This is a genomic window from Paraburkholderia sp. BL18I3N2, assembly GCF_003001875.1.
Lineage (GTDB): Bacteria > Pseudomonadota > Gammaproteobacteria > Burkholderiales > Burkholderiaceae > Paraburkholderia > Paraburkholderia phytofirmans.
The window spans coordinates 545139-558862 of the sequence record NZ_PVNC01000002.1 but is presented as its reverse complement, the minus strand read 5'-3'; the positions used below and the strand labels follow the sequence as shown (position 1 = coordinate 558862).

General features: G+C 61.9%; 9 protein-coding genes. 3 read left to right on the top strand and 6 right to left on the bottom strand.

Going from position 1 to position 13724, the window contains the following annotated elements; genetic code table 11:
* Positions 1-29 precede the first annotated feature (29 nt).
* The 4 genes from B0G75_RS08430 to mnmC all read right to left on the bottom strand — a co-directional run bounded on the left by B0G75_RS08430 (position 30) and on the right by mnmC (position 6470).
* Positions 30-668 (bottom strand): MarR family winged helix-turn-helix transcriptional regulator, encoded by a 639-nt coding sequence (locus B0G75_RS08430; RefSeq protein WP_106303088.1) that lies wholly within the window; start codon positions 666-668, stop codon positions 30-32.
* A gap of 537 nt (positions 669-1205) precedes the next feature.
* Positions 1206-2321, bottom strand: coding sequence for a YbdK family carboxylate-amine ligase (locus B0G75_RS08425; protein WP_106303085.1), 1116 nt, complete (start codon positions 2319-2321; stop codon positions 1206-1208).
* Positions 2322-2451: 130 nt separating this feature from the next.
* Positions 2452-3654 carry a cation:proton antiporter gene (locus tag B0G75_RS08420; protein ID WP_012434834.1) on the bottom strand — a complete coding sequence of 401 codons (1203 nt, stop codon included), beginning with the start codon at positions 3652-3654 and terminating at the stop codon, positions 2452-2454.
* Between the two features lie 845 nt (positions 3655-4499).
* The gene (gene mnmC, locus B0G75_RS08410; protein WP_106303079.1) at positions 4500-6470 is read right to left on the bottom strand and encodes a bifunctional tRNA (5-methylaminomethyl-2-thiouridine)(34)-methyltransferase MnmD/FAD-dependent 5-carboxymethylaminomethyl-2-thiouridine(34) oxidoreductase MnmC; all 1971 of its coding nucleotides are present in this window, start codon (positions 6468-6470) and stop codon (positions 4500-4502) included.
* Between the two features lie 494 nt (positions 6471-6964).
* On the opposite strand from mnmC, the gene B0G75_RS08405 reads away from it, so the two are divergent.
* On the top strand, positions 6965-7243 hold the full coding sequence (locus tag B0G75_RS08405; protein ID WP_006050811.1) for an HU family DNA-binding protein: 279 nt from the start codon (positions 6965-6967) through the stop codon (positions 7241-7243).
* 124 nt (positions 7244-7367) lie between these two features.
* Here the strand turns inward: B0G75_RS08405 and B0G75_RS08400 are convergent, their stop codons facing one another.
* A complete protein-coding gene (locus tag B0G75_RS08400) occupies positions 7368-8684 on the bottom strand; it encodes a GTP-binding protein (RefSeq protein ID WP_106303076.1) in 1317 nt (438 codons plus the stop codon).
* Between the two features lie 142 nt (positions 8685-8826).
* Positions 8827-9273 (bottom strand): lytic transglycosylase domain-containing protein, encoded by a 447-nt coding sequence (locus tag B0G75_RS08395; protein ID WP_106303073.1) that lies wholly within the window; start codon positions 9271-9273, stop codon positions 8827-8829.
* Positions 9274-9788: 515 nt separating this feature from the next.
* Between B0G75_RS08395 and gspD the strand changes: the two genes are divergently transcribed.
* Both gspD and gspE read left to right on the top strand, forming a co-directional pair.
* On the top strand, positions 9789-12167 hold the full coding sequence (gene gspD / locus B0G75_RS08390; protein ID WP_106303069.1) for a type II secretion system secretin GspD: 2379 nt from the start codon (positions 9789-9791) through the stop codon (positions 12165-12167).
* On the top strand, positions 12164-13720 hold the full coding sequence (gspE, locus tag B0G75_RS08385) for a type II secretion system ATPase GspE (protein ID WP_106303066.1): 1557 nt from the start codon (positions 12164-12166) through the stop codon (positions 13718-13720). The genes gspD and gspE overlap by 4 nt, the downstream gene beginning before the upstream one ends.
* Positions 13721-13724 lie beyond the last annotated feature (4 nt).

Below are 13724 nucleotides of genomic sequence, written 5' to 3'. Positions count from 1 at the left end.
TGTAGCGGATTGTCCCGGAAGAAGCCGCCTTATTGGGCGAAGATCTTCCAGGTCTTCTTCTGGGTGGCGACATCGGCCGTCTCATACACCGAGCAGTCGAGGCGCAGATCCGTATCCGACATATTCATGTCGAGCAACGCGCAATGATGCGGCGTCTTCTTCGGGTTCTTGCTCGGCTCGAAATGCGTGCAGCTCAGACACATGCGGTGCGGCGGGATCGTGCCTTGCGCTTCCAGCTGATGAACGGTCTTGAGCAACGTGCGATAGAACACCGCCTGCTCATCGTCACGCAGCGTGCCGACCGCCTTGGCCAGGAAGTCCGGCCACTGCGCGGCGCGCTTCGCGGCCGTACGGCCACGAGCCGTCAGGCGGACCGCGAGCGCGCGGCCGTCGTCGAGAGCACGGCGCTTTTCGACCAGCCCTTTGGTTTCGAGCGTGCTGACTGCATCGCTGGTCGTCGCGGCGGTGAGCGCCGTTTCACGGGCAATTTCGCCGAGACGCATCGGGCCTTTGCGTTGCATCAGCAAGACCAGAATTTCGCCCTGGGTCGGCGTCAGGCCAGCGCCTTCCGCCCATTCCCAAGCCTGGCTCCGCATTGCCGTGCTCAATCGCAATAGGCTGTGGGTCACCCGCCCGGTCGCCTGTTCTCCGTATACGCCTTCGCTCATAATCTTCGATTGGTTTATTTACAGCTTTCGTACGACGCCGGCGAACTGCTTGCCGACCGCGCCCGTAGCCTGTGTGGGGTAGCCTCGCCCAACTGCGGACAAGACGGTTTTCTACTATCTCAAAAATTTACCGCCTTGCAAGGCAAAGCAGCGAAAACGACATTCTATGCGAGAGCGGCGAATCGTACAGCTAAGTTATCCAACACAAGCTGTGGATAACCACGGGAAAACTCAGGGATGGCTTGTGCGCCGATTTGATAAGCACCCCAGCCTGGTCCGCCTGTCACAAAGTTGTCCTCGTATACCGGCGCCGACCAGCTCACGATCAGTTCAGTTATGGTTTACGCAGCGCATTGACTTTGCAGGGAATTATTCAGTTGTCCACAGGCAGATGCAATGCTTGTTAACTACTACTACGTTTGTATACGTTAACGGTATAAAAACCTAAGGCACGCCGAGCTGGAAAATAATTTATTGAAAAAAAAGCCGCTCGAAGCGGGTTTCCTTACGATTTCACGCAGCCCATACCGCCTTCGGTTAAGCCCGCCACTGCAAACACTGCTGCCTGACGGCTTCATGCAGAGACTTTTCCCGTTCGACGACACCGCGTAACCAGGTTGCATCATTCACCTGACCGCGAGCAATCGCGCCGATCTCGGCAAGCGCGTTGCCCGACCCCAACGCTTCGGCGTGCGGAGCAATCAGGTCCAATGTTTCGAGGATGTCTTCGGAAATCGTCTTGCGCTCGCCCGTTTGCGGATTGATGCAGGTGCCGGCCAGACCGAAGCGGCATGCTTCGAAACGATTGAATGTGTAGACGAGGTAATCGTCTTCTTGCGGCGTGATCGGCTTGTCGAGCAGCAGATGCCGGGCGAGCGTCTGGATATAGCATGCAATCGCCGCCGCGCGATCCACCGACAAGGGCGTGTCCATCACACGAACTTCGATCGTGCCGAAACCCGGCTTCGGCCGGATGTCCCAGTAGAAATCTTTCATGCTGTTGACGACGCCGGTATGGACCATCTTCGAGAAATATTCCTCGAAGCTGTCCCACGTCAGCACGAACGGCGCGCGGCCCGACAGCGGGAACGCAAACACGGAATTCAGTCGTGCCGAATGAAAACCGGTATCGACGCCCTGCACGAACGGCGACGACGCGGACAACGCGATGAAATGCGGAATGAAGCGCGACATCGAATGCAGCAGATAGAGCGCGCTGTTTGGATCCGGGCAGCCGATATGCACGTGCTGGCCGAACACCGTGAATTGCTTGGCGAGATAGCCGTACAACTCGGACAGGTACTGAAAACGCGGCGTATCGACGATCTGCCGCTCGCTCCATTGCTGGAACGCATGCGTACCGCCGCCGCACAAGCCGACGTTCAAATGATCCGCCGCGGAAACCAGCGTATCGCGAATCTTGCGTAAGTCGGTGACGGCCTGCTCGTGTGTCGTACAAATGCCGGTCGACAACTCGATCATGCTTTCGGTGATTTCCGGCGTGATGTTGCCGGGGATCTTTTCGTCCTTGATGAGGCGCAGCAGATCCGAGCCGGCTTTGGTCAGATCATAGTCATGCGTATTGACGATCTGCATCTCGAGTTCGACACCGAAAGTGAACGGTTTCGAATCGATGAAGGGTTCGAGTGACATGGCGTCCCCTGAGTCAGGTCGGCCGGGTGTGGGTCACATGCCCGGCCGTTTTTGAATCGAATATAAGTTGGAAAAAGCGTGTCAAACATCGAGCTTCGAGCAGCGCAACGCGCTCTTTGGCTCGCGCTTGCTATTCGCGCCGCTCAGCTACCAGCGCCAGGCTGCGATAGACGAGCCACGGCCCGAGAATCTGCAGCACGAAAATGGAACACATCACGATCGCACGCAGTTGCGGGTCGAAGTTCGGATACAGGTTGTAGGTGTCGTCGACGAGCAGATACGCGAGCGCCGACATCGGTGATAAGGACAGACCGAGCGCCATCCCCTGCTTCCAGTTCAAGCCGCTCGGCTTGGCGAACGCCAGCACACCGACCAGTTTCGCCACAAGGCGCGCAACAATCAGACCCAGAGCCGCGACACCGCCGAGCGCGATGTCTTTCCATTCGAACGAAGTCAGCGTCAGCACGAACAGAATCACGGTCAACAACCAGCCGGCCGTGCCGAAGTGCTCCGGCCACAACTGCGGACGAGCTTCATGATTCTTCACGATGATGCCCGCGGCCAGCAACGCAAGAATGGTCGACAGCTTGAACAGATGCGCAATCGCGATGGCCAGCAGCACGAGGCCGAACAGCGCGACGAACGAGTGCTCGTCCTGCATGTTCAAACGTCGATAAAAGAACGTGCAGGTACGCGCGAGGAGATACGCGAGCACGAGCGAGCCGACCAGCAGATAAAGCGGCTGCAGGATGGTCGCGAATACGTTGCCGTACATCTCCTGATGCAGCCAGCTCGACACGAGCTTTTCGATCACCACGGCATACATGCTGTTCAGCGCGGTCAAGGTCAACAGACGCTGGGTGACCTGGCCTTCCGCGCGCAATTCCGTTTTCAGCTGAATCACCATGGCCGGCGACGTCGCCATGGCGATCGCGGCCAGCACCGTTGCCACCATTAGCGGCACGTTCAGAAACAGCAAGACCGGCAACACGAGCGCGAAAGTCAGCGTGGCTTCAGCGACGCTCGACAAAATCAACCACGGATTGCGACGAATCCAGCGCAAATCGAGCCGGCTACCGAGTTCGAACAGCAGCAAACCGAGCGCGACATCGAGCAGCGGCCGCGCGGCGCTCGCGGAATCCGCGTCGATCACGCCCGAACCAGCCGCACCGGCGATCAGGCCAATGACCGCATAGCCGGAAATGCGCGGTAAACGCCACGCGCGATAGCACAGCTCACCGCACAGCCCGGCGGCGAGCAATGCGAGACCAGCCCAAAAAATGGCGTCGGGTGAAAGCGGCCAGGCTGGAAAAAATGAAAACGCCGAATTCATCGTGATGGGTTCTCCTTAGCAGCAACGGCAGGCGACACGAACCGGCGCGAACACCGGCGAGCGGGTGGGCACATGAAGCGCTCACTGTCGCGATCGCTTCGCGTGGCCAGCGTTGCGAGTTTTTCAACGATCGGATGATCTGAATGCGCGGCAGCAGCAAGGAACCTGGCGCATTCGGGGTGCGGCCGTAGCAACCGGCACGGTGAAAGAGCGCCGTCGACTTTGAATCAGATTCTGATTGAGCGGCACCGTTCCGTTTGCTGCGTGTGCCGCTGTAGAGGCAAGGCACGACGCGGAAAAGAACGGCGATTGTGCCATAGCTTTTTCAGCCTTGACCGAAAAGGCGCGAACATGCCGGCAAAACGGTAAAAACGTACGTTATCTCACCGACATGAGGAAAAACCGACCGTTTTGAGCGCGAATCTGCCCGGTCAGAGGGCTAGTTTGAAGGCGGCAGATGTGCTTTTCGGGACATCGCGGAGGAAGTTTTCGACGGGTTCTGGAGCGGCTCGGACTACGCCGATAAGCTTTCCTCCAGCCACGGTCTTTCTGTTTACAGGTTTACCGTATGTATACGTAGTAACAGTTAACAAGGTGCCTCGGTTTCTGTGGATAACTCCTATTTACCGAAATGAATCATCGCCTTGCCGACGGCATAACCGGATGCACAGCATGTGCGGGAGCGGCGCGTGTACAAGGGTAACTTTTGGCGATTTTCGGCGACGGCAGAGTTACCCCGTTTACGTCCACAACGGTTCCACACCTGTTGCGCCGGTAAACCGCTTGGTTATCCACAACTTTCAGTGGATAACTCATCTGGCGAGCATGCTGGGCGGGGTCTGGGGTTAACTCACCGTTCCCTGACGCAATGCGCGCAACAGGAAGCGCGCCGGGTCGATGTCTTCAGCCAGATCCCGTTCGAGCGGCCAAGGCTCGCCTTCCAGTTGCGAGGCGATCAGTTCCGCACCGAGCGCTGCCCATACGAGACCTCGCGAACCGTACGCGAAAGCACCATAGAGGCCGTCGGTGCGCGGCAGATCGAGCGGCCATGCACCGCGCAGACGCTGGGCGTCGAGCGCTGCCTGCGCTTCGTCGGCGAGTTGGCCGATCATCGGCATGCGGTCGCTGGTGACGCAGCGGAACGCGACGCGCCCGGTTAACACAGTCGATCGAGCCGGATCCGCGACGTTTGCAAAGGCCGGCAGCATCTGCGCGACGCGTTCCAGGTTTTCCAGGTGGCCGTCTGCGCGCAGCGATGTGTCGGGGTCGTCGAGCTCATACGTGGCGCCGGTGAGCGTGACACCGCCCGCCAGCGGCACCGCATAGCCTTCACCGATTACCGGCATCTGAAGCGGCGGCAGCACGGTGCCGACCGGCAGCAAAGTGAGTTGACCGCGAATACTGCGAGTCGGCGCGTGCTGTAAACCGGCGATGCGCGCGGCATCGTGCGCGCTGGCGACGATCACCACCGGCGCCCGGGCGATGGTGTCGCCGGAGGTGTCGAATACAGTCCATTGACCGCCGGACCGCTCGATCCCCGCGACGTCCACCCCGAAGCGGCGCTCGAGCAGAGAGCCCGCTGCGGCGCACTGCGCGGCGCACAGCGACGCCGGGTCGATCCAGCCACCGTGTGGAAAGAACCATCCGCCGCGTGCGAGCGGCATGCCGGCGAGCCGCTGCGCTTCGGCTGCGGAAACGGGCGTGACGTAGTCGGACGGATAGCCGAATGCAGTGATCGCTTCGCTGATCGAGCGGGCCTCCTCGTCGTCCGCGGCGATCTGCAACAAGCCTGGACCGCCGCGCAACGGCGCGTGACCGAGCCGCTCGAGCGCGGCCCAGCGCCTGAGCGTATACAGAAAGCCGGCACGCGTAACGCGCGAGGCGACGCTGTCGTCGCGCGAAATCATCGGATGGAACACGCCGGCCGGATTGCCCGATGCCTCCTGCGCCACCGAAGCATGCCGCTCCAGCGACGTGACGCGCCAGCCGCGCGCGGCGAGCCGTTCGATCACCGCGCAGCCGGCCAGTCCCGCGCCGATCACCACGGCATGCCTTTCGTCGACCGCGAGCGGCGCTGGCGGCTCATGCCGGCGCACGCGCCAGCGCGGCGCGAAATGGCCGACCAGCATCGCCCGTTTCCAGCCGAAGCCGTCCACCTTGCGGTACTCGAAGCCGCATTGCGTCAACGCGCGCTTGATGTCGCCGGCGCTGCTGTAAGTGGCGAAGGTGGCGCCCTCGCCTGCCAGCCGCGCGAGCGCCTTGAAGATCATCGGAGTCCAAAGCTCGGGATTTCTGGCCGGTGCGAAGCCGTCGAGATAAAACGCATCGGCGCGCAGCCTCAAGGCCGGCAAGCGCTCCTGCGCGTCGCCGAAAACCAGCGTGAGCACCACGCGCCCTTCATCGAATTCAAGCCGATGCGTGCCGGGAACGAGCATCGGCCAGGCGTTCGCGAGCGCTTGCGCGAGGGCGGCAATCTCCGGATCGGAAATCGTCGCAGCAACCACCTTGCGTAAATCGCCGATGGTAAAGGGATGCTTCTCGGTGGATACGAAATGCAGCCGCTCGCAGCGCAACGGGTCCGCGCGCCACGCGGCCCAGGTCATCAGAAAATTGATGCCCATGCCGAAGCCGGTCTCCAGTACCGTGAAAATGCGGCGGCCCTGCCACCGGTCGGGCAGCGAATTGCCGTGCAGGAATACGTATTGGGCCTGTTCGAGACCGCCTACGGCGCTGTGATAGATGTCGTCGTAAAGCGGCGAAAACGGCGTGCCGTTGTCGCGGAATGCGAGGACGGCGGGGATCAGCGGATCGGTCATGCGCGACGGAAAATGACGCTCGGGAAAATGCCCCCGGACCTGTCGTTTCACGCCAGGCCCCGCGACGGGAATTGAAAAGATTTGAGGCGGCCGGTGGTTACTCACGCGTGGGATCGAACGTTACCGCGCGCGCGTAGCTCGCCGGACGGCGAAAAAGACCCGCCGAACGTTGGCAAAAACCAACGCCAAGCCCCGTCCATACTGGGTTTCAGGCCTCGGTTGGCGGTCGCCGAACGCAAAATTTGCGCTTTCCTTGCGATATCGACCCCGGAACCGCGTAAATCTTCGAAACCCTTGTCCTGATTGGGTTTGCGCTGCGCTATCATAGCAAGCGCCGCGACGGGAGCGGCAGCACGGCCGACGGGCAGTCATCTGTCCGGCGCCACTGGTCCGGAGGGGATCCGGAGCCGGCGCTGCTCGACGGCGCGGCCCGCGCACGTATAATCGGCGCGTTCGCGCTGTTCGTGTCAACCTAAACTCAGAAAGGAACCTTAATGAACAAACAGGAACTGATCGACGCCGTCGCAGGACAGACGGGCGCCAGCAAGGCTCAAACCGGTGAAACGCTGGACACGTTGCTTGAAGTGATCAAGAAGTCTGTGTCGAAGGGTGATGCGGTCCAGTTGATCGGCTTCGGCAGCTTCGGTTCGGGCAAGCGCGCAGCGCGTACGGGTCGTAACCCCAAGACCGGCGAAACTATCAAGATCCCGGCCGCCAAGACCGTTAAGTTCACGGCTGGTAAGGCGTTCAAGGACGCAGTCAACAAGCGCTAAGCAGATTACTGCCAGGCAGTTGACACCCGCCAACGGCGGGTTTTTTTTCGCCCGCGCATTGTGGGTGGAGAAGCCGCGACGGGCGTCGCGGCGTGATTGCGCCGAGCGGCGAAGGCCGATCAGTTCAGTCGTGACGATGCACGATTTCACCGTGGCCATGACCGTCGTGGTCATGATCATGACCATGATGATCGTGGTCGTCTTCGTCGAAGTCCCAGGCCGGGAACGGATCGGCGAATTGCTCCCAGGCTTGTGGTCCCTTCGCGTATTCCTCGTCGGTCAGCAGGCATGCGTCGAACTTCGCCTTCCAGACCGCCGCGTCGATGCCGACGCCGATCATCACCAGCTCCTGGCGACGGTCGCCAATACTCAGATCGTCAGGATCGCCGTACCAGTCCGCGGCGATTTCGGCGGCCAGCTCGTCGTCACCGTCGGGCCACTCGCTGCGATCCTGAGCGGCCCACCACATGCCCGCCGGACCGTGCCGGCAAGCACCGCCCGCTTGTGAAAGCGAACCGGCGATATCGTTACGCGTAGCCAGCCAGAAGAAGCCCTTGCTGCGCAGCACGCCCTTCCACTCCTGATGCAGCAACGCCCACAGGCGTTCCGGATGAAACGGCCGGCGCGCGCGGTAAATGAAATTGCCGATGCCAAATTCGTCCGCCTCGCCGTGATGAGCATGGCCGTGCTCGTGGTCATGCTCATGATTGAGCGATGCCAGCCAGCCCGGCGCGCTCGCCGCCTCGTCGAAATCGAAACGGCCGGTGTTCAGCACCTGCGCGAGCGGCACGTCGCCGAAACGGGCGACTACCTGCACCGCCCGCGGATTGATCCGGCCGAGGATTCGCTGCAGGCGCGTGAGTTCGTCCGCGCTCACCAGATCGGCCTTGTTCACCACCAGCACGTCGCAAAATTCGATCTGCTCGATCAGTAGCTCGACCAGTGTGCGGTCGTCTTCCTCGGTCGCGGCGATGCCGCGCTCGGCGAGCGCGTCGGCCGACCCGTAGTCGCGCAGGAAGTTGAACGCATCGACCACCGTCACCATCGTGTCGAGGCGAGCGACGTCGGCGAGCGACGCGCCTTCACCGTCGACGAAGGTGAAGGTCTCGGCGATCGGCATCGGCTCGGCCACGCCGGTCGACTCGATCAGGATCGCGTCGAAGCGCTGCTCGTCGGCCAGCCGTTTGATCTCGACCCGCAGATCGTCGCGCAGCGTGCAGCAGATGCAGCCGTTCGACAACTCGACGAGTTGCTCCTCGACGTGAGAAAGCGCGGCGGCATCGCGCACGAGAGTCGCATCGATATTGACGGCGGCCAGATCGTTGACGATCACGGCCACGCGCAAACCCGCGCGATTCGCGAGGATGTGATTCAGGAGCGTGGTCTTGCCGGCGCCCAGAAAACCGGAGAGCACGGTGACGGGCAATAGCGGCTGGTTCATCGCAGTACGGAGAAGCTAGAGGATTGGAAGGCGTGCCGGGCTAGGCGCCGCATGACTGCGGAGCGCAACGAGGTCGAGCCTCGACGGCAACACGAAGCCGCATTGTGCATCAAAACGGGAAGAGGTCGCTTGACAGGCCGGATCAGCGCGCAGCCGGCATCAGATTCCACTTGCGCAGGATCGCGGCGATCTGCTGCGCGTACTTGTCCCGCAGCGTCGGCGTCTCGGAGTGATAGGCGCCGATTGCCTGCCACGTGTTGCCGTACTTGTTCATCTGGCGACGCAGGTGCCATGCCGCTATGTAGACGTTCTTGCACGGCTCCATCAGCGTGCCTTGCGAAATGCCATACTGGGCGAGCACGGGCAGATGGATCGAATTGATCTGCATCACGCCGTAGTCGGTCGAGCCATTCGAATTTTTATGCGTTGCGTCTGGACGATTGTGTGACTCCTGCCACGCAATTGCGCGCAGAATCAGAGGGTTGACCTTCTGATACTTCGCTGCTTCGTCAAAGCAATCGGCGCGCGCGGACCCTGCTGCTATCAGCATGGCAAATCCTACTGCGACGGTGACGAAGTTTCGTTTCATCAGTCAAGACCACTAAGCAAAGCGCAAGAGTAAGGTTCGGTAAGGCATCGTATCGGCCATACTTCAGCCACTGACAGCCGCCGGGCCACGCTGGTCAGACGATTGTCGGACATCGGGGAAAACCCGCGTCGGCAACCCGCAACCAGGGACTCGAACGGCTCGTATCATACCGGCAGGCGGACCCCCGTCAAGTTGGCTAACCGACATAAGAAAGCAGAAAACGAAGCGCTTTCGCGCCCATCGCCCGGCTTTTCTTCAGCTTTCAAATGCTTGACAACAGACGGCGGTCTCTAGAGAAATCGCACGCGACAGTTCGTTTTGTGACAAATCAGACATGAAAAACTGTTACTGTTCATTTTTTTCGGACATCGGGCGGTGGGCAACGAGGGCGATGATCGTCCGCAAGGCCGGCCGGCAGATCGACAGGGCGGCGGCCTGCTCCCATGTCCACACTGCATGACCGTCGGCGGCTACGGCCGCCGGCATCGATACCTTATTCCATGAGAACAAATCGTATGGCTTTGCGTCGCGTCGCAACGGCGCTGCTGGTGGCTGGCTTGATCACCGCGCAGACAGCACAGGCACAGGTGACACTGAACTTCGTCAACGCGGACATCGACCAGGTGGCCAAGGCGATTGGCGCGGCAACCGGCAAAACGATTATCGTTGACCCGCGTGTGAAAGGTCAGTTGAATCTCGTGTCGGAAAACGCAGTGCCCGAAGATCAGGCGCTGAAAACCTTGCAGTCCGCATTGCGCATGCAGGGCTTCGCGCTCGTGCAGGACCACGGCGTACTGAAGGTCGTGCCCGAGGCCGACGCGAAGCTGCAAGGCGTGCCGACCTATGTCGGCAATGCGCCTGTAGCGCGCGGCGACCAGGTGGTCACGCAGGTATTCGTTCTGAAGAATGAATCGGCCAACAATCTGTTGCCGGTGTTGCGTCCGCTCATCTCGCCGAACAATACCGTGGCGGCCTACCCCGCCAACAACACGATTGTAGTTACCGATTATGCCGACAACGTGCGGCGTATCGCCCAGATCATCCAGGGCGTGGATTCTGCCGCGGGCCAGTCGGTATCGGTGGTGCAGTTGAGGAACGCCAATGCGATCGACATCGCCACGCAACTCAACAAGATGCTCGACCCGGGTTCGATCGGCAGCACGGACGCGACGCTGAAAGTGTCGGTCACCGCCGACCCGCGCACCAACTCGTTGCTGATCCGCGCGTCGAACGGCGCGCGTCTCGCGGCGGCGAGGACTCTGGCGAAAGAACTCGATACGCCGACCACGATGCCTGGGAACATTCACGTTGTGCCATTGCGCAACGCGGACGCGACAAAGCTCGCCAAGACTTTGCGCGGCATGTTCGGCAAAGGCGGCGACACCGGCTCGTCGAGCAACTCGAACGACGCAAATTCGTTCAACCAGAACAACACCGGCGGCATAGGCGGCAACAATTCGACGGGCTCGTCGGGTACGCCGCCGCTGCCGTCGGGCGGACTCGGCAGCAGTTCCCTGGCATCGCCGATGGGCGGTAGCGGCGGCGGCGGCGGATACGGCGCGGGCGGTTCCAATAACGGCGGCTTCGGCAACGAAAAGGAAAAGAGCGACGACAATCAGCAAGGCGGCATGATCCAGGCGGATTCCGCGACCAACTCGCTGATCATCACGGCGGCCGAGCCGGTGTACCGCAATCTGCGCGCGGTGATCGACCAGCTCGACGCACGTCGCGCGCAGGTCTATCTCGAGGCGCTGATCGTCGAGTTGAACTCGAACACGAGCGGCAACCTCGGCATTCAGTGGCAAGTGGCGAACAATTCGATTTTCGCCGGCACCAATCTGCAGACCGGCAGCAGCAACAGCATCGTCAATCTGACCGCGGCGGCCGTGGCGGCCGGGTCCACCGGCGGCCTCGCCACCGCGCTCGGAAGCGGGACGCTGCAGCAAGGCCTGAATATCGGCTGGATTCACAATATCTTCGGTGTGCAAGGACTCGGCGCGCTGCTCCAGGCGCTCTCGCAAACCGCCGATGCGAACGTGCTGTCCACGCCTAATCTCATCACGCTGGACAACGAGGAAGCGAAGATCGTCGTGGGTACGAACGTGCCTATTCAGACGGGTTCGTATTCGAATCTGACGAGCGCGACGGCGACTTCGGCGTTCAATACCTACGACCGCGTCGACGTCGGTCTGACGCTGCACGTGAAGCCGCAAATCACGGACGGCGGCATTCTCAAGCTGCAGCTCTACACTGAAGACTCGGCGATCGTCACCGGCACGAACAACGCGGCGACCAACCCGGCCGGCCCGGAATTCACCAAGCGTTCGATCCAGTCGACGGTGCTTGCTGATAACGGCGAGATCATCGTGCTGGGCGGCTTGATGCAGGACAACTACCAGGTCAGCAACAGCAAGGTGCCGCTGCTCGGCGATATTCCGTGGATCGGGCAGCTGTTCCGCTCCGAACAGAAGACCCGCAACAAGACGAACCTGATGGTGTTCCTGCGGCCTGTGATCATCAGCGATCGTGGTACTGCTCAGGCCGTGACGTCGAATCGCTACGACTACATTCAGGGCGTGCAGGGTGCGTACAAGCAGGACAACAACCTGATGAAGGACAACGACGATCCGGTGGTTCCGCCGATGCCGCTCGGTCCGAGTCAGGGCGGTTCGCCCGCGATGAATCTGTTCGATCTGGACAAGATGCGCCGTCAGCAGCTGGCGCCGCCGCCGGGTAACGGTGGAGCGCCTACGAACGGCGGAGCGGTAACCAACGGCGCCGCGGCAACCAACGGGACTGCCGTGCAGAGCAGTCCGGCCACCGTTGGGCCCGCCATACAGAGCAGCCCCGTCACGGTGACGCCTTCCACGGCGTCGCCTGGAGTGCGACCGTGAGTACGCCGTCCACGCCGCCGTCAGCGTCTGCTACGCCAGCCGTAACGCGAGCCGGTGCCGCAACGCTACCGCCCGCCGGCGCGGCGGAGCACGCCGGGCGCGAGGCGCCTTCGGCCATCGCCGCACGGCTCGTGCCGTACGGCTTTGCCCGCGCCGGCCAGATTCTGGTCGCGCATCAGCATGCGGACAGCCTCGAGGTCTGGATCAGCGAACGCACGAGCGACGCCGCGCTGTCCGAAGTAGCGCGCAACTTCGGCGCAGTGTCGATCGTACGTCTGCCCGCCGATGAACTCACGCAGGCGATCAACCAGGCGTATGCGCGCCAGGATGGCAGTGCTGCGCAGGTGGTCGGCGAAGTGGAAGGCGAAGTCGATCTCTCGCGCTTGATGCAGGACATTCCCGAGGTGGAGGATCTGCTGGAGTCGGAAGACGACGCCCCGATCATCCGCATGATCAACGCGCTGCTTACGCAAGCGGCGCGCGAGCAGGCGTCGGATATTCATATCGAGCCGTTCGAGACGTCTTCCGTGGTGCGCTTTCGCGTCGACGGCACGTTGCGCGACGTCGTGCGGCCGAAGAAAGCGCTGCACGGTGCGCTGATCTCGCGGATCAAGATCATGGCGCAGCTCGATATCGCCGAAAAGCGTCTGCCGCAAGACGGCCGTATCACACTGCGCGTGGGTGGCCGCCCGGTCGACGTGCGCGTCTCGACGCTGCCCACCGGCCACGGCGAACGCGCGGTGCTGCGTCTGCTGGAAAAAGACGCGTCACGCCTGAACCTCGAAGCGCTCGGCATGGCGCCGGATACGCTCGGCAAGTTCGACAAACTGATCGGCAGGCCGCACGGCATCGTGCTCGTGACCGGGCCGACAGGCTCCGGTAAAACGACCACGCTGTATGCGGCCATGTCACGGCTCGAAACCGCGACCACGAACATCATGACGGTCGAGGATCCGATCGAATACGACCTGTCGGGCATCGGCCAGACGCAGGTCAACGAACGGATCGGCATGACGTTCGCGCGGGCGCTGCGCTCGATTCTGCGGCAGGATCCGGACGTCATCATGATCGGTGAAATCCGCGACCTGGAGACCGCGCAGATTGCGGTGCAGGCGTCGCTGACAGGCCACCTCGTGCTGGCCACGTTGCACACGAACGACGCGGCATCCGCCGTTACGCGTTTGACCGACATGGGCGTCGAGCCGTATCTGCTGGCGTCGTCGCTGCTCGGCGTGCTGGCGCAGCGGCTGGTGCGGCGCCTGTGCCCGATATGCCGCGAAGAGCGCGTCGAGGAAGACGGCAGCGTGCGCTACCATCCGGTCGGTTGCGACCGGTGCGGCCATTCCGGTTATGCGGGACGCCGCGGCGTCTACGAATTGCTGCTGATCGACGACGACATCCGCACGCTGGTCCACCGCAACGCGGCCGATGCCGAAATTCTCGCGGCCGGCCGTGCGCAAGGCATGCGCACGCTACGCGAGGATGCGGACCGGTGGCTCGCCTCCGGGCTGACGTCGCTCGAAGAAGTGATCCGCGTCACGGGCGGAGTCTAAGCGC